The sequence below is a fragment of the Sphingobacterium alkalisoli genome, from assembly GCF_005049105.1.
Classification (GTDB): Bacteria; Bacteroidota; Bacteroidia; order Sphingobacteriales; family Sphingobacteriaceae; genus Sphingobacterium; species Sphingobacterium alkalisoli.
This window is the reverse complement of the sequence record NZ_SUKA01000002.1, coordinates 781055-807504: the sequence shown is the minus strand read 5'-3', so window position 1 is coordinate 807504 and position 26450 is coordinate 781055. Positions and strand designations below refer to the sequence as shown.

General features: G+C 37.4%; 22 protein-coding genes. 5 read left to right on the top strand and 17 right to left on the bottom strand.

Annotated elements, in window-relative coordinates:
* Position 1: 1 nt before the first annotated feature.
* Positions 2 to 466 carry a ribosome assembly cofactor RimP gene (gene rimP, locus FAZ19_RS09065; protein ID WP_136820379.1) on the bottom strand — a complete coding sequence of 155 codons (465 nt, stop codon included), beginning with the start codon at positions 464 to 466 and terminating at the stop codon, positions 2 to 4.
* Between the two features lie 99 nt (positions 467 to 565).
* On the bottom strand, positions 566 to 1342 hold the full coding sequence (locus FAZ19_RS09060) for an XRE family transcriptional regulator (RefSeq protein WP_136820378.1): 777 nt from the start codon (positions 1340 to 1342) through the stop codon (positions 566 to 568).
* Positions 1343 to 1444: 102 nt separating this feature from the next.
* Here FAZ19_RS09060 and FAZ19_RS09055 point away from each other — a divergent pair, with 102 nt between their 5' ends.
* A complete protein-coding gene (locus FAZ19_RS09055; RefSeq protein ID WP_136820377.1) occupies positions 1445 to 1762 on the top strand; it encodes a GIY-YIG nuclease family protein in 318 nt (105 codons plus the stop codon).
* Between the two features lie 63 nt (positions 1763 to 1825).
* Here FAZ19_RS09055 and FAZ19_RS09050 read toward each other — a convergent pair whose 3' ends face one another.
* Both FAZ19_RS09050 and FAZ19_RS09045 read right to left on the bottom strand, forming a co-directional pair.
* On the bottom strand, positions 1826 to 5005 hold the full coding sequence (locus FAZ19_RS09050; protein ID WP_229707371.1) for a peptidase MA family metallohydrolase: 3180 nt from the start codon (positions 5003 to 5005) through the stop codon (positions 1826 to 1828).
* A 43-nt stretch (positions 5006 to 5048) separates the two neighbouring features.
* On the bottom strand, positions 5049 to 7412 hold the full coding sequence (locus tag FAZ19_RS09045) for a transglycosylase domain-containing protein (protein ID WP_136820376.1): 2364 nt from the start codon (positions 7410 to 7412) through the stop codon (positions 5049 to 5051).
* 227 nt (positions 7413 to 7639) lie between these two features.
* On the opposite strand from FAZ19_RS09045, the gene rpoN reads away from it, so the two are divergent.
* Both rpoN and FAZ19_RS09035 read left to right on the top strand, forming a co-directional pair.
* Complete coding sequence (gene rpoN / locus FAZ19_RS09040; RefSeq protein ID WP_136820375.1) at positions 7640 to 9103, top strand: RNA polymerase factor sigma-54; 1464 nt, start codon at positions 7640 to 7642, stop codon at positions 9101 to 9103.
* Positions 9104 to 9350: 247 nt separating this feature from the next.
* Complete coding sequence (locus tag FAZ19_RS09035) at positions 9351 to 10556, top strand: pyridoxal phosphate-dependent aminotransferase (RefSeq protein WP_229707373.1); 1206 nt, start codon at positions 9351 to 9353, stop codon at positions 10554 to 10556.
* 103 nt (positions 10557 to 10659) lie between these two features.
* On the opposite strand, the gene FAZ19_RS09030 is transcribed toward FAZ19_RS09035, so the two are convergent.
* Genes FAZ19_RS09030 through FAZ19_RS09015 form a run of 4 tightly spaced genes read right to left on the bottom strand, consistent with a single transcriptional unit; the run spans position 10660 to position 17743 of the window.
* Positions 10660 to 11946: a glucose-1-phosphate adenylyltransferase gene (locus FAZ19_RS09030; RefSeq protein WP_136820374.1), complete on the bottom strand. Its 1287-nt coding sequence runs from the start codon at positions 11944 to 11946 to the stop codon at positions 10660 to 10662.
* A gap of 2 nt (positions 11947 to 11948) precedes the next feature.
* Entirely contained in the window at positions 11949 to 13361 is a 1413-nt protein-coding gene (locus FAZ19_RS09025; RefSeq protein WP_136820373.1) for a glycogen synthase, read from the bottom strand.
* Between the two features lie 11 nt (positions 13362 to 13372).
* On the bottom strand, positions 13373 to 15283 hold the full coding sequence (gene glgB / locus FAZ19_RS09020; protein WP_136820372.1) for a 1,4-alpha-glucan branching protein GlgB: 1911 nt from the start codon (positions 15281 to 15283) through the stop codon (positions 13373 to 13375).
* Between the two features lie 6 nt (positions 15284 to 15289).
* Positions 15290 to 17743 (bottom strand): glycoside hydrolase family 31 protein, encoded by a 2454-nt coding sequence (locus tag FAZ19_RS09015; RefSeq protein ID WP_136820371.1) that lies wholly within the window; start codon positions 17741 to 17743, stop codon positions 15290 to 15292.
* A gap of 252 nt (positions 17744 to 17995) precedes the next feature.
* Here FAZ19_RS09015 and queA point away from each other — a divergent pair, with 252 nt between their 5' ends.
* Positions 17996 to 19045 carry a tRNA preQ1(34) S-adenosylmethionine ribosyltransferase-isomerase QueA gene (gene queA / locus FAZ19_RS09010; protein ID WP_136820370.1) on the top strand — a complete coding sequence of 350 codons (1050 nt, stop codon included), beginning with the start codon at positions 17996 to 17998 and terminating at the stop codon, positions 19043 to 19045.
* A gap of 69 nt (positions 19046 to 19114) precedes the next feature.
* Positions 19115 to 19807, top strand: a complete 693-nt coding sequence (locus FAZ19_RS09005; RefSeq protein WP_136820369.1) for a 2-C-methyl-D-erythritol 4-phosphate cytidylyltransferase — start codon at positions 19115 to 19117, stop codon at positions 19805 to 19807.
* On the opposite strand, the gene FAZ19_RS09000 is transcribed toward FAZ19_RS09005, so the two are convergent.
* From FAZ19_RS09000 to FAZ19_RS08960, 9 genes are all read right to left on the bottom strand, one after another.
* Positions 19804 to 19956 (bottom strand): lmo0937 family membrane protein, encoded by a 153-nt coding sequence (locus FAZ19_RS09000; protein WP_136820368.1) that lies wholly within the window; start codon positions 19954 to 19956, stop codon positions 19804 to 19806. The two genes, FAZ19_RS09005 and FAZ19_RS09000, sit on opposite strands and share 4 nt — an antisense overlap.
* A gap of 97 nt (positions 19957 to 20053) precedes the next feature.
* Complete coding sequence (locus tag FAZ19_RS08995) at positions 20054 to 20821, bottom strand: MBL fold metallo-hydrolase (protein ID WP_136820367.1); 768 nt, start codon at positions 20819 to 20821, stop codon at positions 20054 to 20056.
* A gap of 3 nt (positions 20822 to 20824) precedes the next feature.
* Positions 20825 to 21094 carry a hypothetical protein gene (locus FAZ19_RS08990; protein WP_136820366.1) on the bottom strand — a complete coding sequence of 90 codons (270 nt, stop codon included), beginning with the start codon at positions 21092 to 21094 and terminating at the stop codon, positions 20825 to 20827.
* Between the two features lie 41 nt (positions 21095 to 21135).
* The gene (locus FAZ19_RS08985; protein WP_136820365.1) at positions 21136 to 22143 is read right to left on the bottom strand and encodes a glycosyltransferase; all 1008 of its coding nucleotides are present in this window, start codon (positions 22141 to 22143) and stop codon (positions 21136 to 21138) included.
* Between the two features lie 5 nt (positions 22144 to 22148).
* Positions 22149 to 23099: a glycosyltransferase family 2 protein gene (locus FAZ19_RS08980; RefSeq protein ID WP_136820364.1), complete on the bottom strand. Its 951-nt coding sequence runs from the start codon at positions 23097 to 23099 to the stop codon at positions 22149 to 22151.
* A 21-nt stretch (positions 23100 to 23120) separates the two neighbouring features.
* Entirely contained in the window at positions 23121 to 23687 is a 567-nt protein-coding gene (locus FAZ19_RS08975) for a DUF4199 domain-containing protein (RefSeq protein ID WP_136820363.1), read from the bottom strand.
* Positions 23688 to 23692: 5 nt separating this feature from the next.
* Positions 23693 to 24361: a hypothetical protein gene (locus FAZ19_RS08970; RefSeq protein WP_136820362.1), complete on the bottom strand. Its 669-nt coding sequence runs from the start codon at positions 24359 to 24361 to the stop codon at positions 23693 to 23695.
* 4 nt (positions 24362 to 24365) lie between these two features.
* On the bottom strand, positions 24366 to 25634 hold the full coding sequence (locus FAZ19_RS08965) for a dihydroorotase (protein WP_136820361.1): 1269 nt from the start codon (positions 25632 to 25634) through the stop codon (positions 24366 to 24368).
* Between the two features lie 232 nt (positions 25635 to 25866).
* The gene (locus FAZ19_RS08960) at positions 25867 to 26439 is read right to left on the bottom strand and encodes a UbiX family flavin prenyltransferase (RefSeq protein WP_136820360.1); all 573 of its coding nucleotides are present in this window, start codon (positions 26437 to 26439) and stop codon (positions 25867 to 25869) included.
* Between the last annotated feature and the right edge of the window lie 11 nt (positions 26440 to 26450).

Below are 26450 nucleotides of genomic sequence, written 5' to 3'. Positions count from 1 at the left end.
TTTATTTAAATGAAATTAAAACCTTTGTTTCTTTTATTTGGCTTAAGGGAAATACAGCTTCTTTTATTTCAGCTTTCTTTCCTTTTTCTTTTACTTTTTCTTCAATTGTAAGTTCTTGCGTTGTTGCAGCGATCAATTTACCTTCTTTTACAGTCCCTTCCTCTAGCTTCAATCGTACATCACGTCCTATATTTTTTGTATACTGACGCAACAATGCAAGTGGAGAATCAATACCTGGCGAAGAAACTTCCAAGCGATAGGCAGTTTCTATTACATTTTCCTCTTCGAGATGAAAACCAACATGCCTGCTTACTTTCACACAATCATCTATTGAAATCCCCTGATCCCCATCTAACAAAATTGCTAACACCCCATTGCTTTGCATTTTGATGCTTACGATAAATAAATCATCCCGATCTCCAATTTTTTCTTCTACTAATTCCTTTACCCTTTGTTCAACTTGCATATTCTAATCATTGAATTAAAAAAGGGGGCATACGATGCCCCCTTCCTTTCAGATACCACAAAGGTATAAAAAAATTCACAAAACCAAAAATCCTTGCTATTATTTTTTCGTATCTACCACTGAATTAATAGTTTTTTGCATTTGGGCCATCATTGATGTTAACGTTTCCATTGTCGGCTCAGCAGCAGGCTCTGGAAATTCCATAGATATAAAAGCTTTAGCTTTCCATATTTCTAAAATATCAGCAGCTCCCACCCAGTACGCTTCATAAACCTTATTATCCGAAACAAGTTTAAGCCCCTTATCATCCTTATATTTAAAAGCTATACGTTTATAAACTACACCTTCATCCTTTGATACGACCACATAGGTCTGACCAGGTTTTATATCGTTCCAATTTTCAACATATTCACCTATAATAATACTACCCGATGGCAACGGTAACATGGAGTCGCCGCTGATCTCGAAAGCTCTATAAGTACCTTGGTTAAACATAGGGAGATTAAATTTTGATAATTCTTTTACATATTCTGGGTCGGCATATCCGTTTAGATACCCGGCACTAGCTTTTACTGGCACCAACTCTATATTCTCACGGTCAGACTGATCTACTGTTATACTCAACACACGTAAGTTGGAAGCGTTGCCTTTAGGCACAGGTTTCCATTTTCCATCTATCTCCTCGTTAGCTAGTTCATCCATCGAAAGTCCATAATAATCAGCTATTTTTTTTAGCAGCTCATATTTAGGTTCTGCTCTATCTTCCTCATAAGCACCCACAGAAGCACGCTTAATATCCATAATATCAGCGAACTGCTGTTGAGTAAGTCCTTTAGTTTTTCTTAAGTATTTAAGATTAGAAGCGATGTTTGACATATTTTTTTTTAAATATAGTTTTATAAACTAAAATTATTAGTATTATTGTGCCAATAAAATTAGTGAAGAAAAAATATAAAACCAAATAATTTAGCAAATAAGATGAAGAAACATTGTATTTACATAGTAACAGATAGCAATAGATATTATCTAGAAGTAGGATACTGCACAGATTTACATTTAAAACTTCATGAAATCGAACAGGCCCGCGGGTCTTTATTCTCTACTGCTCCTAAATTTAATAGAGTAGTATATATAGAGGAGCTCCCTACTTTTGAAGCAGCACAAAAACGTGTGAACGACATAAAACACTTTACACGAATGCAAAAAGAAAGACTTGTTAGAAGAAATAATCCAAATTGGTTGAATATTATACAAAGAGTGGCACCCCAAACAAAAAAAGTCGTTGTTTATGCCTAAGCATAAACAACGACCTTAACAACCTCAACACGCATCATCTTACGTGCAAACTCAAAGGTTAGACTACCATCCCGGCGCAAAGTTTAGTCCAAATGTACCGAATTTTGAACGAGCCTTATTAAGAGGAATCGCGTAGTAAGGTTCAAGAATCATTGCTCCAAACAAATTTACGCGTAGGGATACCCCCATACTCATAACTGGAACTCTAACATCTTCGTCATAAATTCCTATATAATACACTTCAGTTTCGTCCTCATTAATCTTATTTTCCACCCGCTGCCTGGATACGATATCATCTATTCCTCTTTTATTCTTAATAACGGAATTGTTTCTCCATCCAAGTCCGATATCAAAAAACAAATTTAGATCCGAGAACAAAAATGCAGATTTAACAACCGCAAGCTTCTCTGGCCCGGTAAAAGGTACTCTCACCTCAAAATTAGCAACGGCCATTCTCGTCCCACTTAGTCCCCTAAAATCACGCTCCGAGGTAGAGCCGATAGGTTCAGTCGAGGTCTCGGTTGCAAACACATATCGCCGTATCTCTTCGCCGTTTTCAAACCCCCTGATAAGATGTGGATAACCGATATGCAGCGGGTATAAAGCATTTTCATCTTTGCCAATTCGCATATACGAATACACACGTGCCGCAAGTGTAATCGGTTTAAAGCGTTGATATTTACGAACATCAACATTTATTGTTGAAAAATCATATCCGCCAAATACACGACCATATTCCAATCTATATCTAAATCCCTGTAACGGTGCCGCAATACCAAAGACCGCATTATCCCCTACAAAACCTACGCTGGTCTGTTGCAGAAAGACAGACTCCATATTGCCAAAACCTAGATCTCTAGCTTCTTCGTTAGATAATTTTTCACGATCCCCGTAACCATAGTAATAACTTTGACGCCACTTTTCGATTCTGTAACTGTATCTAGAAAGCGCTCCCCCCAATTCAAATCTATGGTGCCTATTAAACGGATAGGCGACAAATGCATCAAACTGCGTCTGATATTGACGAATCATATAGGTATTAATCGAATATTCATCCCCATATCCAAAATCTTCTAGCTCGTATCTATTGAAACCATATCGATAAGGAATATGCGAAAGAGATCCTCCCCAATTCCAACGACTACGTTGATTGATGTAAGCGACTTGTCCGCCGAAATCATAAATCTCGCCATTAATATTAAGTGCCGCAAAAATTTGGTTATATCCTAAAATATCGGAAAACATCCCTTGAACCCCACTAGCAATACCTGCACCATAACGAGATCCGACAGACATACCCACACCGCTATTCGCTAGGTAATCTAGTTTAAATTTAGGTTGGTATTCAATATTATTTATCTGCGTATTGTCAATACGCTGAAACATGTTAAAGTTCTGCAAGTTTGTATTGACAACATTGATCCCCCGGTTAACATTTGGAGGAAGCATAGCTGCACTAAAATCAATTATGCTACCGTCCACCACTTGTGCCTCAAAATCCGTACTCTTCGCTTTGTAAACCGTGTATTGGTTCTTTTTGAAATAAGAATACACGATTTCGTCGTTCGCAGAGATACTCATGGCAGGAGAATATTCCGTTATACCGCTTATCCCCGTGAAGTAGTCAGTCAATTTTTCTACAGTCTTCGAATTAATAAAGTAACGATACATATTCCGAAACCCATCTCCATTGGAAAGAAAGTAGATTTCTTGATCGTTTGATGAAAAATGTGGATTCAGATTATTTGCACCGGGAAATATCTCTATATTCTGAATTTCTTTAGTGGTGACATCGATTATAGCTAAATTCATTGGAATATCTACCGAACGAGAGTCTGATTGTAAAGCCACCCTATCTGTACTGAATACGATGTATCTTCCATCACGAGAGAAGCTGGGTTGAAAATCAGAATAAAGATCATTTGTCAATTGGTCAAGTGTCTTCGTCTTCAGGTTGTAAATATAAATATCACTATGACCATTCCTTAAACCGGAAAAGGCCACTTTATCTCCATCAGGGGACCAAGTAATATTTGTAAACTCCACAATGTCAGCCATAGGCTCAACAAACACGACCTTTCCACTTTCCACGTCTACAGACATTAATTTATTTTTTCCATCGCTAAAAACACTAAAAGCAAACTGTCTAGAATCCGGAGAGAATGTTCCTGCTGATTCTAAGAAACTAAATTCATCGATATCATTATTTGTCAATTTACTACCTAACTTCCGAATTGTTTTTCCTGTGTTCGCATCGGCCAAAAAGAGATCAATACTAAAAAGATCTTGTTCGGAAAGATAAACTACATATTTCCCATCAGGAGAAATTGTTGGAGAAACATTCATACGTCCCCCATTTGTACGATTTATTAGACTAACACCGATCGGATTAGAGGTAGTGTCTTTATTCAGGTTACGATAGGTACTCTCCATGCTATTCTTCCATAAGGTAGAAATAGTCTGCGCATCATAACCAAATACACGACGCATTGCATTTTCATAACCATATTTTGCAGTTTCTATAAATAAAGGCATAATTACAGTGTCTCCATAGGTGGATCCGATGTAAGACCAAAATGCCTGGCCGTATCGGTAAGGAAAATAATCGTATGATTGTTCCGTCATCTGTTTAAGAGATGGTATATCTTTGTTTACATAAGCATCGCGCATCCACATCGAAGTAAAAGCATCTTTTTTACCAATGGAAAAGTATTCGGCCATACCTTCTATCATCCACAACGGTATATTGCCAATACTTTCTAAACGAGTTGAATCGGTACCCTCCATTAACACACGATATTGAAAGGCATGCACTAATTCGTGTCCCAAAACGTGTCTGGTCTGTTGATTAATCTGCATAATAGGCATTACCACACGTTGTTTAAACGCTTCCGTCACCCCTCCTGTCCCGACACCCACTTCTCCCGAAATGGCCGTAGTCTGTTGAAATTCAGGGTGATTATTATAAATAATCAATGGGTTCTTACGAGAAAACGTATCTTGAAACACCTGCTGATGCAATTCATACCATACCTCGCTCTCTTTGGCCAGCCACCTTACTAACGTATCATTATCTAAATAATAATACATATTGAAATGAGGTGTATCATAAACTTTGAAATCCAGTTTTTTATAACGCATTTTATTCTGTCCAAAGTATTGCGCAGAAACGGGTGCAACTACCATTAACATTAAAAATGCGATAAAAAACCGGCTAATTGTGATGGTTAAATTCTTTTTCATAATTACTGAGCATAATGCCTAAAAATAACAAACTTTTTTCCCCTTAATGTGTCAATATTTGAATATTTTCATCCGAATTCGTATTTGAATTAGAATTTTGCGGCAGAGTGGGTTTTATCTGAGGTAAATCGGACAACATATCAATACTAATATCTCCTACTGAATCACGTTCTATATTTGCAGTATCTGGTTGCACACGTATTCGAGGACTAGGACACCTATACTCTTTTTTGATATCTACTGTTGGTTCAGGAAATTTACCGAACGTTACGCCAAATGTGGGATTCTTATATATTTCTTCCATAAATGCAGCATAAATAGGCAACGCCGTTTTAGAACCTTCTCCAGTTTGCGAATTTTTAAAATGTATGCCTTGTTCGTCACACCCCACCCATACTCCCGCGACTAAATCTTTGGTAACTCCCATGTACCAGCCATCTACATAGTCCGAAGAAGTTCCTGTTTTCCCGCCAATTTCATTATTGTTACGGAATAGATCCCACTCCCAAAGCGCCTGCGACGTACCTCCTGGCTCTTCTATCGTACCTCTAAGCATATACGTCATCAGCCACGCGTTCTCGGGGTCGACTACTTGCTTTTGTTGTGATTTAAACTCAGCTATTATACGCCCCTCCATATCCACAATTTTAGACACTAAAATCGGTTCTGTCTTCTTACCGGCATTCATAAACGTACTATATGCACGCACCATTTCGAATACGGAAACATCGTTCGACCCTAACCCTACTGAAGGAACGGGCTCCAATTTACTTTCAATTCCACACTGATGTGCCACGTTCGCCACTTTATCCCATCCCACATCTCGTGTTACTTGTGCAGTAATCGAATTAAGTGATCTAGCCATGGCCCATCGTAACGACATATTTTGATGAGAAAATGTGTAGTCTGCGTTTTTTGGCTCCCAAACCTCGGGCTCACCCTTTAAATTAACAAAATCAATTTTAATAGGTTGATCCACGTATTTATCACAAGGAGACATGCCAGATTCTAATGCTGCTAAATAGGCAAAAGGTTTAAAAGTAGAACCGGCCTGCCGTTTAGATTGATTGACGTGGTCGAATTTATAAAAAGAATGGTTAATACCCCCTATCCATACCTTTATTTCACCATTATACGGATCCATTGCCATCATACCAGTATTCAGCATGACGATATAATGTCTTAAAGAATCCATAGTAGAATAATTGACATCCTGCATACCATCCCAAGTGAACACTTTCATATTTTTTTTCTTATCCAGAATTAAAAACACAGAATCCTCATTACGATAGTGTTCCATCAATTCTTTATAAACCGGAAGCTTACGGGCATGGTTTTCCAAAAAGTCAGGCAATACCTCTCCTGCTTTATCCCTCCAAGGTTCTTGATTACGCCAAGTATTTTCCAATCGCCGCTGCAACTCTTTCATCTGTGTTGCGACGACATCTTCGGCAATTTTTTGCATCCGTGAATCAATAGTAGTATATATTTTTAATCCTGCTTTGTAAATATCTATTTCATTATCTTGACTCCATTTATCCAACCAACGCTCCACAGCCGCACGCAAGTAAGAATCGCTTGCATCTCTATTATCTTGATAATTTAAGTTCAATCTTAACGAATCTTGACTGAGTTGTGCGACTTCATCTGAAGTAATAAAATTCGCTTTTTGCATTTGATTCAGTACCACGTTACGTCTTTGAAGCGCATTTTTAGGGTTTCGGGTTGGATTATACATGGTGGTCCCCTTCAGCATACCTATTAATAAAGCGCTCTCGTTCACGTTAAGAGCACTCGGTAACTTATTGAAATATCGAAGAGATGCTGATTTTATCCCATATGCATTGTTGCTAAAAGACACGGTATTCAAATACATGGTAATGATCTCATTTTTTGAATATTTTCTTTCCAGCTTATATGCAGTCATCCATTCTTTATATTTGGTAATCAGGATACTAATTCCAGGAACTTTATTCAAATATCCCTGAGAATGGGCGTAACGTGTACGATATAAATTTTTGGCCAACTGCTGTGTAATGGTACTAGCGCCGCGAGGATCCCCTTTCAACGTTGAAACAGCCCCAGAAACTAATCCCAAAAAATCAATCCCGTTATGTTTGTAAAACCGAATATCTTCTGTTGCTATTAACGCCTCCAACACGGAGGGTGCAATGCTATCGTAGAGCACTGGATCTCTGTCTTCTTCAAAATAACGACCTATCAGCACCGAATCGGCCGTATATACTTCAGAGGCCACATTTAAGGTCGGCATAACGATATCTCTTTTAGTAGGGGCGTAACCGAAAAGACCTAAGAAATTGAGTTGAACAGCACATGTAAATAATATAATGCTATAGATAGCAGTAAGAAGGTAGCGAAGTGGTTTGTTTTTAACTCGTCTAAACATGAGGTAAATATGAATAAAATGTTTGAAAAAACTACATATTAAAGGATTATTTGATATGGTCAAATAAAAAAATTAACGAATTTTAACAAATGATTATAACAGGTAAAAATCACCTTGTTACTTCTTAAAAGTATCTGGCTTCCTCTATAAAGCCGTCCTCATCACGATCCTAAATTTAAATTATCTCAATATAATTGACTAAATTTACATTTGTAATTAACTTAAGCATGTTAAAACAAACATTACAACAAAAATTACTGCAAAAATTATCGCCTCAACAAATACAATTTATAAAGTTGTTGCAGGTTCCTACTGCTTCATTAGATACCCGAATAAAAGAAGAATTGGAAGAAAATCCAGCACTTGAGGATGGCAGTTTGGCAAACATGAATGATCCTATTGAGGAGTATCCGGACAAAGATCCAGATGAAAACTTTGAAAGTAGTGATGAATCATTTGACGAAGAATTTAGTGTAGAAGAATATATACAGGAGGATGATTTCAATGATTATGGAAATAATTATTCGAATGATGATGAGGACGACCGTAAGGAAATACCCATCGCTATACAAGATTCTTTTTTCGAAAAGCTCCAAAATCAACTGGACCTACTCGCTTTATCCGATAGGGAATATCTTGTCGGAAACCAAATCATTGGAAGTCTAGATGACGACGGTTACTTAAGAAGACCCATTCCGTCGTTGATAGATGACCTTGCTTTTTCTCAGAATGTAGTTACAGACGAAAAAGAAGTAAAAGATATGTTGGCAATTATTCAGGAATTCGAACCTGCTGGTATTGGCGCTAGAGACTTACAGGAGTGTCTTCTTATTCAACTTCGGAAACGAGATCAAAATAACTTAATTATAAAAAAGGCAATTCAAGTTGTCGAAAATTATTTAGATGAATTTATAAAGAAACATTACGACAAAATAGAGAAACAATTAGGGGTGAATTCAGAAGAATTGAAAGGAATAATCAATGAAATTCTGAAATTGAACCCTAAGCCGGGCGATTCTGGGGCTGTAGCCGGAAAACAGTTGCATGTGATTCCTGATTTCCATATAATGAATAATGATGGTGTGTTACATTTAACACTAAACGGCCGTAACGCTCCAGAATTACGTGTTTCACGATCTTATCAAGATATGTTTGAACATTACGAAAAAACGGAAAAATCAGATAAGAAAATGAAAGAGGCAGTTCAATTTGTAAAACAGAAATTGGATTCTGCGAAATGGTTTATCGATGCGATTAAGCAACGTCAACAAACCCTTTTAAAAACGATGAATGCTATTATGGAATATCAATACGACTATTTCCTAACGGGTGATGACCGCATGCTTAGACCGATGATTTTAAAAGATATCGCAGACAAGATCGAAATGGATATTTCTACCGTATCCCGTGTAGCAAATTCTAAATACGTACAAACGGAATTTGGTACGTTCTTATTGAAATCATTTTTCTCCGAAGCGATTCAAACTGACTCCGGAGAAGAGGTATCGAATAAGGAAGTAAAAAAGATCTTAGAGGAATGTATAGCCAATGAAGATAAACGCAAACCATTGGCAGATGAAAAATTAACCGACATACTTAAAGAAAAGGGTTACACAATTGCCCGTCGTACCGTGGCAAAATATCGGGAAGCTATGAATATCCCTGTTGCCCGACTTCGTAAAGAACTATAACGAATAAAACGATTGGGGTAGGTAATTTGACCATCGTTTTCTTCTTTCTTCTAGTACTGACGTAAAATAACAGACCAAATAAGACGCACTTATCGCACGAAATACAAATACACAGGAGTTAAAAAGATTCAGCAAAGCAATTATAAAACTGTCAAATTTCAATTTCATATATAAATAGTCTTATTTTTTACAATTTATCAAATTTTTAGCACTAAAAATGAAGGCTATATAATATATTTGCACTACTATGAGTACAACATCATTTTTATCAAATAGGATTAACAACCTATCCGAGTCAGCAACTTTAAAAATGACCAAATTAGGTCGTGAGCTGGCTGCGAAAGGCATCAACGTCATCAGTCTTAGTGTCGGCGAACCTGACTTTAATACACCTGCACACGTAAAAGATGCCGCAAAGAAAGCATTAGACGATAACTACACACGTTATTCGCCGGTACCGGGTTATCCAGATCTGCGTCAAGCAATCGTAAATAAGCTAAAAAACGAAAATGGTCTAGATTATGACATATCACAAATAGTCGTTTCTACAGGCGCTAAACAATCATTATCCAATGTAATATTGACCTTAATAAATCCAGGTGAGGAGGTGATTATTCCTACCCCATACTGGGTATCTTACTCCGAAATGGTAACCTTAGCAGAGGGAAAATCTGTTTTTATCGACACCGATATTGAAAGTAATTTCAAAATTACTCCAGCACAATTGGAGGAGGCTATTACGCCCAATACTAAACTTTTTATGTTTTCTTCTCCTTGTAATCCTACTGGATCCGTATATAGCAAAGATGAGTTAGCAGCTTTAGTCACCGTATTTGAAAAACATCCGAATATTTTTATTCTTTCGGACGAAATATATGAGCATATTAATTTTGTCGACCAGCACGAATCAATAGCACAATTTGATAGCATCAGAGATCGCGTAATCATCGTGAATGGTTTTTCAAAAGCCTTCGCAATGACAGGGTGGCGCTTGGGCTATATCGCCGCAAATAAAGAGATCGCAGCAGCGAATGACAAGTTGCAAGGACAAACAACTTCTGGAACCTGCTCTATCGCGCAACGCGCAGGAATTGTAGCTTACGAGCAAGGACTGGAAAGTGTAAATACGATGAAAGAAGCATTTTTACGACGTCGGAAGTTGGTTTATGATTTGTTAAATGATATTCCAGGCGTAAAAACTAACTTGCCCGAAGGAGCCTTCTATTTCTTTCCCGAAATCAGCTCATTTTTTGGTAAAAAAGACCCAGAAGGTAATGAAATTAAAAACTCAGCTGATCTAGCATTATACTTGCTAAACTTCGGTCATGTTGCTACGGTAGGCGGAGATTCATTTGGAAATGACAACTATATACGTCTTTCTTACGCGGCTTCTGATGAGAGCTTAATAGAAGCGCTAAGAAGAATAAAAGAAGCACTTACCAATTTGATATAAGAATTAGGTATAATTTCAATGCAAAGGGGCTAGATTAAATCTAGCCCCTTTGCATATATTCTCAAATAAAAACGTAAGTGATCCTTTTCACTTATTATGCTCATTAAAATCCAGAAGAACAACCGATACTTGTTCCGTTAGGTATAACTGCATTTTTCTTTACCACCACAATTCCCTCCACTACTGTATAATGTTCAAAATCCCCATCATCTAGATGTTTCCCCCCTTTAATTCGCACATCGTTACCTATACGACAGTTTTTGTCCAAAATAGCATTTTCAATATAACACCGTTCGCCTACACCAATGGGGGGGGGTGTTTGTGAACTTGTAAGCTCTACCACCTCGTTCAAATCTTCATAGTAATCAGTTCCCATCATATAAGTATATTTAACAACTGATCCTTTGCCCACCCGCGATCGAATTCCAATTACGGAGCGTTCTATTTTATCCGCCATTAAGATACAACCGTCCGCGACAATCGCGCTGTTTAATGTCGAACCCGAAATCTTGGAAGGTGGAAGCATACGCGCTCGTGTATAAACGGTTTCCCCAAACAAATTGAAGGAAGGAATATCATCTGTCAATCCGATATTTGCCTCAAAAAAAGAAGGTATAGTACCGATATCAGTCCAATAGCTATCAAACTGATAACTTAAAACTTTACAATTTCCGATAGCCTCTGGAATAATCTCTTTACCAAAATCCATTCCGGGATTCTCTGACAGTAGTCTTCTCATTACACCTTTTGAAAAAACATAAATCCCCATCGAGGCAAGATATTTGCGTCCTTGCCTTTCTAAATCTTGAGGAACTTCAGAAGGCCAATCAGGAAGTAAATCTTTTGAAGGTTTTTCAATAAAAGAAATAACTTCATTAGACTCGTTAGATTTCAAAATCCCAAAACTTGAAGCCTCTTTTGCGACGACCGGAATAGTTCCAATAGTAATTTCACCACCATTTTGAACATGAAAATCAACTAAATCCGAATAATCCATTTGATAAAGTTGGTCTCCGGATAATATCAGCACATAATCGTAGTCTACATTAATTAAGTTTTTTTGCGTTCTGCGCACCGCATCTGCAGTACCCTCAAACCATTTGTCTCCATCGTTTGTTTGTTCGGCCGCTAGAATATCAACAAACCCTTTACTAAAAATACTGAAATTATAAGAGTTCTTAATATGTTTATTGAGCGAGGCAGAATTGTATTGTGTTAAAACAAAGATTTTATTATACCCGGAATTAAGACAATTAGATATAGGAATATCTACCAAACGATATTTTCCAGCAATTGGAACTGCCGGTTTTGATCTTTGATCTGTGAGAGGGTAAAGACGAGTACCTCTCCCTCCTCCTAGTACTAGCGATACTACTTTATGTTGTGCCATAGCTATTTAAGTAACTGGTTATATAATTCTACATATTTTTGAGCTGATCTATCCCATGAAAAATCAAGATGCATTGCTTTCTTACGAATCCCTTTCCATATTTTCAAATTGGAATAAATATCAAGCGATCGTAAAATTGCCTCAACAGCATCGTCTGCATTAAGCTTATCAAAGACAAATCCATATCCTCCATCTGCGACATCAACGACGGTGTCTCTAAGTCCTCCAATCGCACGTACTATCGGAATAGTACCGTATTTTAAGGCATAAAGTTGATTTAAACCACAGGGCTCTACTCTTGACGGCATGAGCAGCATATCAGATGCGGCATATACCTGATGTGCAAGGATCTCATCATAGCCAAAGAATAAGCTCAATTTTCCCTCAAATTTCAATTCCAGTTCCTTGAGCTTGTTTTGAATCTCTTCATCACCGGAACCTAAAATAAATATACTAATATTTTCCCGAACAGAAAATAATTTTACAAAAATTTCAGACAATAAGTCAGCACCCTTCTCTTTTGCAAATCTTCCAATGAAGGAAAGCAAGGGCAAATCACTAGAAAGGTTATATTTCTCACAAAGAATTTGCTTATTCTCTTCCTTACCTTTCTGCACAGTTATTTTGTTGTATTTCTTTTCAATTAATGTGTCGATCTGAGGATTCCAGTAAGCTGTGTCTATTCCGTTCACAATACCGTACCCTTTTGCAGATTCTGCATTAAACAGTCCCTGTAAACCATTGGCCTCGATAAAAAGTTCATTTAAATAACCTTCAGATACGGTCGTATACGCATCACTACATTTAATAGCAGTGGCTAGCGGATTAATCAATCCATCCCAATCCAATAGTCCCCATTTCCACGTATCAAAAGGAGGTAGCAATATCCCTTTATTCCAATTCATCCAACCTTGATATTGACCGTTATGAACTGTAAATATGGTTTTGATATCTACCAAGCTTCTAAATTCTGTACCATGTTGCAATAAAAAGGCAATCAATCCGACATGGTGATCGTGGCAGTGGATAATAGATGGATGTATACCGCTATTTTGTATCCAATGTAAAAAAGCGTGTTGAAAGGCTATCCATTGCTCTGCTTCGTCTGGATAACAGTACACCTCTTCCCTATCTAGCTTTCCTGGTATTTTAATCAGAAAAAGAGGAAATCCCAAAGTATCATTTTTTTCTTTATGCACCTCATAGTGTAACTCCTCGGATCCTTGAGAAAATGAGCCGGTGCCTACAATCTCGAATAGATGCGCTTTTACAAAAGGACGATCAAACCAAGGAATAACTACTCGTGCATCTATCCCTATCTTACGTTGATATTTAGGTAAAGCACCTACAACATCGGCTAATCCGCCAACCTTTGCTACGGGAAAACACTCAACACTTAAATGTATAACTTCCATAATAAGATATTTTACGTCGTTCTTTTAAACACTAACCCACCCAAAGGGGGTAAATTAATTTTGATAGAATTGGCTTTATGCATCCAAGGAATCTGTTCCGATTTAGCGTTTGGCGTTTCCGTACCCGAACCGAAAAAAGAGAGGTCGTCCGAATTGAATATCACTTCCCAATTGCCGGCTTCAGGAACACCCATTCGATAGCCTTGTCGGACAATTGGTGTCAAATTGACAACGACTATTACATCAGTAGAAGGCACAAATCCTTTTCTAATAAAAGCAAGCACACTATTTTCACTATCACCATATTCCAACCATTCAAACCCATCTCCACTGAATGCTTTTTCGTATAATGCAGGTTCTGATTTATATATCTCATTTAATTGCTTTATATACTGATACATACCTTTATGTGGTGCATACTCTAATAGATGCCAGTCTAATGATCGGTTTACATTCCATTCCGAAGTCTGCCCAAATTCTCCACCCATAAATAAGAGCTTAGTACCAGAAAAAGTAAACATATATAAATACAGGGCTCGCAAATTGGCAAATTTCTGCCATTCGTCTCCTGGCATTTTATCAATTAACGATTGTTTTCCATATACGACCTCATCATGCGACAACGGGAGCATAAAGTTTTCGTGAAAAGCATATACAGTAGAGAAAGTCAATTTATCATGATGAAATTTTCTATTAATTGGGTCTTCTTTAAAATAGTTGAGCGTATCATGCATCCATCCCATCATCCATTTCATACCGAACCCTAGACCATTATTAAACGTAGGACGACTCACTCCGGGCCAGGAAGTAGATTCTTCAGCAATCATCTGCACTTCAGGATAATTAGCATATACAGCTTCATTGAGTTCCTTTAAAAAATGAACGGCTTCAAGATTTTCACGACCTCCAAATTCGTTTGGAATCCACTGACCTTCATTGCGCGAGTAATCGAGATAGAGCATAGATGCAACTGCATCTACTCTAATCCCATCAATGTGATAACGATCTAACCAAAATAATGCATTGCTAATTAAAAAAGAGCGAACTTCATTTCGTCCATAATTGAAAATATATGATTTCCAATCTGGATGAAATCCTTTTCTCGGATCTTCATGTTCGTACAACGATGTACCGTCAAAATTCCGAAGTCCGTGATCATCCCCGGGGAAATGAGAGGGAACCCAATCCAACAGAACTCCAATTTCATTTTTATGAAGCAGCTCTATTAAAAACATCAAGTCCTGCGGATTACCATATCGTGAGCTTGCAGCATAATACCCCGTAACTTGATATCCCCATGAAGGATAATACGGGTGTTCCATTATTGGCATAAACTCAACATGGGTAAAGCCTAAATTTTTAACATAGGGTACCAGTTTCTCGGCCACCTCACGATAAGACAGCAGTCTCTCTGAATCATTTGGATCTCTAATCCAAGAACCCATGTGCATTTCATAAACAGAAATTGGTTTACTTAGGCTATTATTCACATTGCGATGCCGCATCCACTTCTCATCATTCCATTGATACCAAGTCGTACTTACAATAGAAGCTGTATGGGGTGGTATCTCCGTCATTAAAGCAAAAGGATCACTTTTTTCGACATGAGTGCCTGAAAAAGAAAGTATGTGGTATTTATATACTTCCCCTATTCCAATGTCAAAAATAACTCCCTCCCAAATACCACTTCCATCCCATCTAACATTTAAAGGATGACTGTGAGGGTTCCAGCCATTGAAATTTCCTACTACAGATACCACCTGCGCATTCGGGGCCCAAACAGCAAAGTAAACGCCTTGCTTGCCGTCTAAAAAAACTGTTTGAGAGCCGAATTTTTCATATAAGCGGAAATGCTTCCCGGCTTTAAAGAGTTCAATGTCAAAATCTGTCAGCAAAGAAAAAACTTCTACAGCTTTACTCATAATAGATTATTCTACGGTTATTTTTTTAAAATCATTTTCTACAACTACATATTTCTCACCATTCTCCGTAGATAACACCGGCACAGAGACACCGTCTGCTATTACTTGTTTTATTTCAAAAGGGAAACCGATCAGATATATATTGTAATCATCATATCTTTCCGTGAATAAGCCATCACGTTGCTGGAGAATCTTTACACTATTTGCTTCTCCAGTGAAAATAAAGTGCTTCTCCAAATAGACATTTTGTTCGAAAGCAAAAGTATCTCCATGATCGGTATATGCATAACTATCGTGCTCGCCCTCCGAATAGTATACATTTAATTTTAATGCCTCTATCTTTTTTTCATCTACGTATTGCATAACAGGATATTCTGGAAGAATCGTACCTCCTTTAATAAACATTGGCATTTGATCCAGCGGAGTTGATATAGACACTTCTTCTCCCCCTTTGAATACTTCATTGGTAAAATAATAAAACCATTCTCCTTTCGGAAGGTAAACCACCTTAGACATCTGGCCGGGATTCAAAACAGGAGATACCAATATTTTGTCGCCAAATGCAAATTCCTCCTCTCGAAGTAAATTTTTATAGACATGCTGTTCCAGCAATGCAACTGGCCGCAAGATTGGAAGTCCATACTTATGTTGTTGCCAGAATATGGAATAAATATACGGCAACAAACGATATCTTAATTCAATAAATTTTTTACATATCGCTTCCCACTCTGGGCCAAAGCTCCAAGGCTCCCTATCGCGAGTATCTCCGGCTGAGTGGACACGCATGAATGGTGAAAATACCCCAAATTGCATCCAACGTGTGTATAATTCTCCGTCGGGATTACCCGTAAAACCACCTATATCCGTACCACAAAATGATAATCCAGAAACGGACAAACGTTGCAATTGTAATACACCTATACGTAAATGTTCCCAGGTAGCAATATTATCACCTGTCCATACCGATGAATAACGTTGAGTGCCTGAATATGCCGCTCGTGTTATTGTAAAAGGCCTTTTATTTTTGTATAACTTAAGAAGCCCTTCATAAGTAGCGCGAACCATTTGCATACCATATATATTATGCGCTTTACGATGTGACCCTCTATATCCATCGTAATTATGACGAACATCGTCCGGAAATGTACCTCGTCCAAAAACCGCTGGTTCATTCATATCATTCCAAAATCCGGCTACGCCATCTTCCACAAGTCCTTTATACAAAGTACCCCACCAAGTTCGTACGTCAGGATTGGTGTAATCTGGAAACTGACACCGTCCAGGCCAAACAAACCCCTCCATGAAGTAATCGTCACCCCGACGACAGAAATATTTATTATCATGTCCTTCCTTGAAAACCCAATAATTTTCGTCCACTTTAATACCCGGATCGATCATTACTACAGTTTTAAAACCATTGGCCGACAAATCACTTATCATTTTTTTAGGATCTGGAAAGTAATGTTTGTTCCAAGTAAAACACCGATAACCCTCCATATAATCAATATCCAAATAAATAGCATCACATGGGATCTCACGTTTTCGGAATTCAGACGCGACATCGCGAACCATTTTTTCGGGATAGTAGCTCCATCTGCACTGATGGTAACCAATTGCCCACATAGGTGGCAAAAAATGAGTTCCTGTAAGGGCGTGATAACGTTGGACTACATCCATTATTTGAGGCCCATTTATATAGTAATACTGTAGCTCCCCCCCCTCAGACCAGAAACTCGTTTGATCCTGATGTTCTGCCGCAAAATCAAAAAATGTTTTAAACGTATTGTCGAAAAAAATACCATAAGCATCCCCTTGGGTCACACCAATATAAAAAGGAATTGTTTTATATAAAGGATCCTGATTAAAAGCAAAGGAATAGGTATCTGAATTCCAATTCTTAATTCTCCTACCTCGCAAATTCAAGCTGGACGCCTTATCACCGCCTCCAAAGAAAACCTCATCTTCATATGCTTTTTTTGTACAGTAGACATAATATCCCCCAAAATCAGGATTTTCTTCCCAATGCATAGGCGCATGATCCGCATTGAGCGTCTTTCCTTTTATATCTGAGAATGATACCAAAAAATCTTTTTTTGAAATCGTACAGATCACATTATTTGTCTTAACATGAAAATTTTTATCATCTTCTCTCAAATCATAAGAGTGCGTATGTTTTTCCTGTTCGATCACAGCATATGAAAAATCATCTAAAAAAGCACCCTGTGGAGCCAAACGTACCCTTATTACATCATCAGAGACCACTTTGATTTCTACTTGAGCTTTCCCGTCTGTAAAAACAAAATTATTTCCATCCTTAACATACCCAGTTATCGATCGGAGGTACCTTTTCTCTATCTCCGGCAAATCAAGGACTGGATTATTTACATGTTGTATAGTCCCTTCCAAAGATTCTTCTGTCACCATTTCTGATGCTATTTCCTGCTTTTTTATATCACCCATAAAATATTATTCTATCTTTTTACAATTGTCAGTATTAACTGCATTTAAAATACGACTTATTTTTTGTAAAAACACTTTTTTATGATAATAAACGAAAATTAAGTCTTTTTATAAGAACTACAATTTATCCAGAATTGTTTTCTATTTTTTACAACAATAAGAGTGCATTAATATCGAATAAAATGCTTACCTTTGTATTCTTTTTTATCTCCAATATGTAATAGGATAGAAATCATAAACATTGATTAAACGATGAAATTATCACAATTCAAATTCAATTTACCAGAATCACTATTAGCATCTGAACCATCAGAACATCGCGACGAATCTCGCTTAATGGTTTTACACCGTGATACTGGTAAAATAGAACATAAAATTTTTAAAGATGTTTTGGATTATTTTGATGACAAAGACGTTATGATCCTCAACAACACCAAAGTGTTTCCCGCCCGTATGTATGGGAATAAAGAGAAAACGGGCGCTACTATAGAAGTTTTCTTATTGCGCGAATTGAATAGAGAATTACGCTTATGGGATGTGTTAGTTGATCCCGCACGCAAGATACGTGTAGGTAATAAATTGTATTTTGGTGAGGAGGATTTGTTGGTAGCTGAAGTGGTTGATAATACTACTTCTAGAGGACGAACTATCCGTTTCTTGTTCGACGGCACAGATGAAGAATTTCGTCGTAACATCGAAATTTTAGGCGAAACACCGCTTCCTAAATATATTAAACGCAAGGCTACCCCGGAAGATAAATTTCGCTATCAAACAATCTATGCCAAAAATGAAGGTGCGGTAGCAGCTCCAACAGCAGGCCTGCACTTTTCGCGCGAATTGATGAAAAGATTGGAGCTTAAAGGGGTTGACTTTGCAGAAGTAACACTTCATGTGGGATTGGGAACATTCCGTACAGTGGAAGTGGAGGATTTAACAAAACATAAAATGGATTCTGAGCAATTCATTATTACAGATGAAGCAGCTAAAACCGTAAATAAAGGCATTGACAATAAACGTAGAATCTGTGCTGTAGGCACCACTTCTATGCGTGCGATAGAATCTTCTGTATCGGCAGACAGACATTTGAAGCCGGCGGCAGACTGGACGAGTAAATTCATTTATCCACCCTACGATTTTAGTATTGCAAACTCAATGATTACAAACTTCCATACTCCTGAATCGACTTTGTTAGTGATGATTGCGGCCTTTGCAGGATATGAAAATATTATGAATGCCTATGATGTTGCCGTTAAAGAAAAATATCGTTTTTACAGTTATGGAGATGCGATGTTAATTATTTAATTTTATAAAATATTTTATAATTTTAAGCGTGAATGATAAATTCACGCTTTTTTAATTTATCCACACCCCATGGTAAACAATATTGTGATCATTGTAGCTGGCGGCGCGGGATCGCGTATGCAATCGGATATACCAAAACAGTACCTTTTACTGGAAGGCAGACCAATCTTAATGCATACGCTTGAAGTTTTCGCACCTCTCGCTACCCACATTATTGTTGTGTTGCATACCGAAATGGAAAGATATTGGACAACTCTGTGTCAAAGTCACCAATTTAGTGTAAAGCATGATATCGTACACAGTGGTTTAACGCGCTTTCAAAGCGTTAAAAATGGATTAAGATACCTGAAGGATAAACATAGCGCAATATCATTACAAAGTGCCGCTATTGCTGTTCATGATGGAGCAAGACCATTGACCGATAAAATCTTGATCAAAAGATCTTTTGAAATGGCTCATATGGGTAAAGCTAATGTTTTGGCTGTGCAGAGTACAAATTCGGTGCGCCATGGAACAATTGACAATTCAAAAGCAATAAGACGAGATAGTATATGGTTAACGCAAACTCCGCAAACATTTCCCGCACCGCTTTTAATGGAGGCCTATGAACAGAAGGAACAGCCTGATTTTACAGACGATGCTTCGGTGGTAGAAAAAATGGGCAATCCCATTCATCTTTTGGAAAGCACTCATAAGAATATCAAAATTACGTTTCCAGAAGATATTGAAATTGCCCAGATTTATCTAAAAAAAATGAGTTAAGCGTTGCCGCGTATTACCCGCAATAAAACCACAATTATTGCTATTACTAATAAAATGTGAATTATGCCACCTGTGGCATAACCTCCAAAAAAGCTGATTGCCCAAATAATTACTAAAATTACTGCAATCGTGTAAAGTAAATTTCCCATAGTTTGAATAAGTATTAAGCCCTTTAAACAATTAATTTATAGTGTTACAATAAAATAACAAACTGAAGTACGGAAAGTTTTTGAAAGATAAATTTTTCTAACCTACTTCAATACTTAATTGGTCAAAGGAGACAAATACATTAGGAGGGAGTAGAGATTGGATTTCAGCATGTGTACCAAAACGGTGACTGATATGGGTAAGATAGGCTTGACTAGGATTGACATCATCAATGAAGGTCAGTGCTTCCTCCAAAGTAAAATGGGATATATGCGGCATCATTTGAAGAGCATTTACAACAATAACCTTTACCCCTTCTAACAGCTTCCTCGATTCGGCCGAAACAGTTTTGGCATCCGTAATATATGCAAAATCACCTATACGAAACCCCAGCACGGGCATTTTATAATGTAGCACCTCAACAGGCATGATCTCGTTTTCAAATAAATAAAAAGGTATTCCAGCTTCAATTTCTCGCAATTCCAAAAGAGGAACACCTGGATATTTGGTATCACTAAATGCATAGTAGAACTCTCGTTTTAAAGCTTCATGTGTCTCGACATTAGCATATATCGGAATGGACGCCTGCTGTAGATAGTTAAACGCACGTACGTCATCTAACCCAGCTATATGATCTTTATGGGAATGAGTCATCAATACAGCATCCAAATGGGTCACCTGTGCTCTCAACATCTGGAATCTAAAATCAGGCCCTGTATCAACCACAATATTATACTTTTCCAATTCGATAAGAATAGAAGACCTTAATCGCTTATCCCGTACATCTGTCGATCGACACACTTCACATTGACAAGCAATGACGGGTACACCTTGTGAGGTTCCAGTTCCTAGAAATCGAATTTTCAAAATTTATGCAGTTACTTTGATTAAAGATCTAAAAAATGTATACTGTTTATCGTCCAGGTTCCCCTTTTCTAAATCGAAGTCTTTTAAAAGTTGAACCAAAGACAAAATCTTGATTTCGAGATTAGAGAATTTGTTGACCACAACAACCTTTGAATTCTGGATCAAACACGCACCAGTTTTGAAATTTCCTTTCTCATACCTTACTTTATACCCCAAATCATTAAAGAGATTTTCTATTTTATCTAAATTATATTGCGTAAATGATAGTACCATATTCTGCTCAATATACTAATCCTATTTTTCAAAACAAAAGTTTACCGTACCGTATTTTTTTTCAACGCGACGCGATCTATATAATTTTGAATAAATCCGCTTCCATATGCTATCAATTGCGTAAATGAAGCTAATACAGACAGCATCGCTACACGAATACTTTTAGTCGAAATGAGACTGTGTACGAATAATACTGTGCAAAAAAGCAATATCAGCGTATTCCCAATCAAAGCCAAATAGTGCAAAAGAGTCATTTCGTCGAAAGTAAGGATGTTAACGAAATTTAAGATCAGCAATACGATAATGCTAACGGTGAAACAAGAAGGAAGTACATGAACGAATTTCAATTCGTTCGGATACAACTGCGCAATATCTATCCTTCCTTTACCAAATGAGTATATCTGCTTGTAAAATTGCGCAAAATTCACTCTTCGTTTATGGTACACAAATGCTTCAGATATTAACCCAACTTTGTAACCGCTTCCAATTACCCGAATACTAAACTCAATGTCCTCTGAACGTCTAGACAACTTATATCCCCCTGTTTTTTGCCATACCGTACGCGATATGCCCATATTAAAACTGCGTGGATGAAATTGTCCCACATGCCGTTTATTTCCGCGTATTCCTCCAGTAGTAAAGGGACTTGTCATAGAGTAGCTGATGGCCTTCTGAATAGAAGTAAAAGAGGAGTGCGTAGCATCTGGCCCTCCAAATGCATCCCATTTATTCTTTTCAATACTAGATAAGACCATAGAAAGATACTCAGAAGGAACAATTACATCGGAATCGAATACAATAAAAAAATCACCTATCGCTCTTTCAAATCCATAATTTCGGGCAAATCCTTGGCCTCCATTTTCTTTAAAAAAATACGTAATTTGGAGATCGGTAGAAAATAACTTTACAATATCTTCTGCCAAATTTGTAGATCCATCTTCCACAACAATTACTTCAAAATTGCGATATGTTTGAGAAACTAGGGATTCTAAAAGTTCCTTAATTTCTTGCGGTCTGTTGTAAAGAGGGATAATAATGGAAAAAAACATGCTGATTAAACTACGCGTTCGATTTGGTATTTATTTCGCTCCGAACTATTTCTAGATATCAGCTCCGCAATAAATCCGGTCAAAAACAACTGCGTACCTATCACAATACTTAACAATGACAAAAAGAATAAGGGCTGATCTGTTACATTCCTATAGGCAGTTCCTTGTGCTATACTCATTAATTTTTCACAGATTAAGTAAAAAGTAATGAAAAATCCAATTAAAAAGCTAATTACTCCAATGGGGCCAAAAAAATGCATTGGTCGTTTACCAAACTTGCCTACAAAAAATATCGATAACAGATCCAAAAATCCCTTTACAAATCTCCCAGGACCAAACTTAGTAGTACCATATTTTCGAGGGTAATGCTGGACTATCTGTTCCTGAATATCTATAAATCCCGCCCATTTGGCCAATACTGGAATATATCGGTGCATTTCGCCATAGACTTCAATGCTTTTTACGACATCTTTATGATAAGCTTTCAATCCGCAATTAAAATCATGCAGATTGTGAATCCCAGACATACTGCGGGTTACCGAATTAAATAATTTGGTCGGTATAGTTTTTGTCGGCGGATCGTACCGCTTTTGCTTCCACCCCGACACGAGATCAGCCCCTTTATTTTTCACACGATCATACAGCGCCGGAATTTCATCAGGGCTATCCTGCAAATCTGCATCCATTGTAATGACTACGTCTCCCTGCGCAGCAGCGAAACCAACATTGAGTGCAGCAGATTTCCCGTAATTTCTCCGAAATTTGACGCCCGTAATATATTCATTTTTCTTTTTCAAGTCCATGATTACTTGCCAAGAGGCATCCCTGCTTCCATCGTCAACAAGAATAATTTCGTAAGAAAAACTATGCTGATCCATTATCCGTTGGATCCACTCCGTCAATTCGGGCAAGGACTCTGCTTCGTTATATAAAGGTACGACTACCGAAATATCCATAAAAGATCTATAATTAATCGCTTAGTTAACTTTTTGTGTATTACTCCTAAATAAAAGAGCTAAAATCAACGCAAATATAAAATTCAAAAGTAAACTGATAAAAATTGGTGGAATAGTATTTCTAAAAGTCATTGGACTAAAAGCAAATTCACGATCCTGTTCAATAACCTCCATTTGTTGATCTATCTCTTCGTTGCTCGCTCCTTTCTCTTCCATCTCTACTATTTTTAAGTTCATCAAATTTTGATAACTTTCCTCCAACACAGTCTTATCCATTGTCTTCTGATATATGGTGATACCAAGTGAACTAACAATTATGCTAGCCGCTAAAAGGATATAAATGCTTTTTAGTGCTTTGCTAAATATCCATTCTCCACCACAGCTACGTCTTAATAAGTAGATAAAAAACACAGGAGTGGCTATCGACCCCACAATCTTCAATACAGTGCTGACAATGTATAGGTTGAAATAAGTCTCCGCATTTCGAGTATAATAAATACTCAGAACGGAGAGGATTATAGATATTACACCTACTACTGCTCCGAATATCAATCCATTTCTCTTTTCCTTCGCACTTAAATCATTCATAACTACTATTTATTAAAATTAGTAATGATCTGATAAAATGCCGTCTCTAGTGATTTATTTTTAGCATGTTTGGTGAATTCGGCAAGTTGATCGGACGACGGGTTTGGTTCGTAAAAGAAGCTAACGATAGGGTTAAAAAGCTCGTATAATTCATCTTCATCATGTACTGTCGTAGATACATTTGCAATTTCAGAATAATCACTTTCAACAAGTATCTGATTTGCAATGACTTTTTCATAAATGCGATACTCATCCTGAAACTCATCTTCTTCGACCAACAAAAACTCTTTCAGATAATCTTCCAGTTCTGGAGCAATATTATCATCCGCACATTCTTTAAGGTATAGAAACATATTTAACAGTTCTGTACCTCTATCCAATGTTTCTTCTTCAATGGCCTCCCATTCTTCAGAATCGAGATAATCTTCTTCTAATTTTTGTACATCCTGGGAAAAAAAATTGATCATTAACAAATCGAAAAACACCTCGCGAAGTTCTTCAAAAGATTGATAGTCATCAAAAACAGCATCTACCTGTTTAACTTTATCCATGAATGAAACCTCCGCATTGAAAGCGCTTTCGATGGCATCTTGAAACTCTTTTGCCTCTATTTTCTCAAGGTTAGCATATATATTTATGCCTGCCTCTACTGATTTTTTTACTTTAATATCCATAGTATTAATTATTAATAATCACTTGATCATTATTTATTACCGCTAGTACTTTTCCTTTCAAAGTATGTCCGAAAAGCGGATTGTTTTTACACTTCGATTTATTTGTCTTATCGTTGAATTCCCAACTGGTCTCTGAACTAAACAGCACAATATTTGCTTTCTCGCCTATGGCTATATTAGGAGTTTCTAAGCCTACTATTTTACGTGAATTTATGGCTAATTTTTCAACGATTTGATCCTCGTTCAGTCCGGCTTTAAGCAACATTGGCAATACTGTTTGTAAACCAGTAATACCATTTTTTGCGTTATGAAATTCAACCGCTTTAAATTCGACCTCCTGTGGGGTGTGTTGGGAAACAACAGAATCTATGACGCCCTCTTTGAGTCCCTTTATCAATGCTTTTACATCCTTGAGGGTACGCAGGGGAGGGCTAACTTTGTAGTTGCTATCAAACCCCGCTACATCATCATCAGTAAAGACTAAACTGTGGGCCGCTACATCACAGGTTACTTTCACACCTTTCGCTTTCGCTCGTTTTATTAGATCTACGGATTCCGCTGTAGAAATAGTCGTAAAATGAATAGGTGCTTCATTATATTCTGCCAAATACAAATCACGCGAAACCATTAAAGCCTCTGCCAAATTTGGAACACCTTTCATACCTAAAAACGTACTCATCACCCCTTCATTCATTTGATTACCCGCGGCAATTGATTCGTCTTGTGGAAAGGATATCACCAGCCCATTAAATCCACGAGCATACAACAATGCACGCCCCATTAATCCAGCCTGCTGAACACTATGATTACCATCCGAAAAAGCAATCGCGCCATTTTGTCTCATATCATAGAGCTCCGCCATCTCCTTCCCCTCTCGGTTTTTGCTTATTGCTCCAATTGGATACACATCTACAAGATTCCCCTTAGCTATATTTACGGTTAGCGAAACTTCGGATCGACTTTGAATTGCAGGACTAGTATTCGGATGAACCGCGATGCCAGTGAACCCTCCTGCTGCTGCAGCAGCAGTACCCGTCTTCATGTCCTCTTTTGTCTCGTATCCCGGTTCACCAATATTTACATTCAAATCAAAGAATCCCGGCGCTAATATCGCGCCATTCGCCTCAATAACCTGAAGTTTTTCATCGGAATATTTAATCTTCTTATTTATATCCGCAATTTTACCTTTACTTACCAAAAGATCAACTTCTTGTTGGTGGAATTTATGTCCTGGTAAAATCAATTTTGCAGAAGTAATTAAGATCGTATTCATGAATATAATATGCTAGAAATTAAGTTTTGCTAATTAACACAAAGGAATTAAAGCAATTTAGTAAAAAAAAGAGTGGTTTAGAGTATTGCTCTATTAAAAGATTTCTTTTCGAAAAGACCGAAAAATCAAATTGCTCCATTAAAAAACAAACTTAGATAAATTTGCTTTTATATGCAATTATAATCGCCTCCAATATTAAAGCAAGCTATATGTCACCTCCCCTTTTTCAAGACTATTTATTCGTGCTCTGTCCCCATTCGTAACTATCTATCTTAAGACCAGTCAATGAGATTACCCTGTCCACCACCGTTGCGACCATTTCTTCTAAGCCCTGCGGTCGGCTGTAAAACGACGGACTAGCCGGACAAATAATTCCACCTGCCTGGGTCACCGTTAGCATGTTTTGTAAATGTATCATATTTAAAGGAGTTTCCCGAACAACAAGAATCAATTTTCTTCTTTCTTTCAAAATAACATCAGCAGATCGGGTAGTCAAATCCGAAGAGGTGCCGTTTGCTATTCGTGCTAAAGTCCCCATCGAACAGGGGCAGACAATCATCGTATCAAAATTTGCCGACCCCGACGCAAAAGGCGCCATAAAATCATCTTTAGAATAACATACGAAGGGATACGTATTAAACCCTTCATTTTGTAATTCAAACTTCCAGACATCCTTAGCATTATCTGACATAACAATACTAATCTCCTCCAACTGATCCGTCAGTAGACTCAGTTTATCCAACAATACTTTAGCATAAATTGAACCAGATGCTCCGGTAACTGCGATGACGATTTTTCGTTTCATAACGCAAAGCT

Excerpts from the sequence above, each read along its gene's own strand:
- rimP (WP_136820379.1), bottom strand. The coding sequence starts at position 466 with ATGCAAGTTGAACAAAGGGTAAAGGAATTAGTAGAAGAAAAAATTGGA.
- FAZ19_RS09060 (WP_136820378.1), bottom strand. The coding sequence starts at position 1,342 with ATGTCAAACATCGCTTCTAATCTTAAATACTTAAGAAAAACTAAAGGA.
- FAZ19_RS09055 (WP_136820377.1), top strand. The coding sequence starts at position 1,445 with ATGAAGAAACATTGTATTTACATAGTAACAGATAGCAATAGATATTAT.
- FAZ19_RS09050 (WP_229707371.1), bottom strand. The coding sequence starts at position 5,005 with ATGAAAAAGAATTTAACCATCACAATTAGCCGGTTTTTTATCGCATTT.
- FAZ19_RS09045 (WP_136820376.1), bottom strand. The coding sequence starts at position 7,412 with ATGTTTAGACGAGTTAAAAACAAACCACTTCGCTACCTTCTTACTGCT.
- rpoN (WP_136820375.1), top strand. The coding sequence starts at position 7,640 with ATGTTAAAACAAACATTACAACAAAAATTACTGCAAAAATTATCGCCT.
- FAZ19_RS09035 (WP_229707373.1), top strand. The coding sequence starts at position 9,351 with ATGAGTACAACATCATTTTTATCAAATAGGATTAACAACCTATCCGAG.
- FAZ19_RS09030 (WP_136820374.1), bottom strand. The coding sequence starts at position 11,946 with ATGGCACAACATAAAGTAGTATCGCTAGTACTAGGAGGAGGGAGAGGT.
- FAZ19_RS09025 (WP_136820373.1), bottom strand. The coding sequence starts at position 13,361 with ATGGAAGTTATACATTTAAGTGTTGAGTGTTTTCCCGTAGCAAAGGTT.
- glgB (WP_136820372.1), bottom strand. The coding sequence starts at position 15,283 with ATGAGTAAAGCTGTAGAAGTTTTTTCTTTGCTGACAGATTTTGACATT.
- FAZ19_RS09015 (WP_136820371.1), bottom strand. The coding sequence starts at position 17,743 with ATGGGTGATATAAAAAAGCAGGAAATAGCATCAGAAATGGTGACAGAA.
- queA (WP_136820370.1), top strand. The coding sequence starts at position 17,996 with ATGAAATTATCACAATTCAAATTCAATTTACCAGAATCACTATTAGCA.
- FAZ19_RS09005 (WP_136820369.1), top strand. The coding sequence starts at position 19,115 with ATGGTAAACAATATTGTGATCATTGTAGCTGGCGGCGCGGGATCGCGT.
- FAZ19_RS09000 (WP_136820368.1), bottom strand. The coding sequence starts at position 19,956 with ATGGGAAATTTACTTTACACGATTGCAGTAATTTTAGTAATTATTTGG.
- FAZ19_RS08990 (WP_136820366.1), bottom strand. The coding sequence starts at position 21,094 with ATGGTACTATCATTTACGCAATATAATTTAGATAAAATAGAAAATCTC.
- FAZ19_RS08985 (WP_136820365.1), bottom strand. The coding sequence starts at position 22,143 with ATGTTTTTTTCCATTATTATCCCTCTTTACAACAGACCGCAAGAAATT.
- FAZ19_RS08980 (WP_136820364.1), bottom strand. The coding sequence starts at position 23,099 with ATGGATATTTCGGTAGTCGTACCTTTATATAACGAAGCAGAGTCCTTG.
- FAZ19_RS08975 (WP_136820363.1), bottom strand. The coding sequence starts at position 23,687 with ATGAATGATTTAAGTGCGAAGGAAAAGAGAAATGGATTGATATTCGGA.
- FAZ19_RS08970 (WP_136820362.1), bottom strand. The coding sequence starts at position 24,361 with ATGGATATTAAAGTAAAAAAATCAGTAGAGGCAGGCATAAATATATAT.
- FAZ19_RS08965 (WP_136820361.1), bottom strand. The coding sequence starts at position 25,634 with ATGAATACGATCTTAATTACTTCTGCAAAATTGATTTTACCAGGACAT.
- FAZ19_RS08960 (WP_136820360.1), bottom strand. The coding sequence starts at position 26,439 with ATGAAACGAAAAATCGTCATCGCAGTTACCGGAGCATCTGGTTCAATT.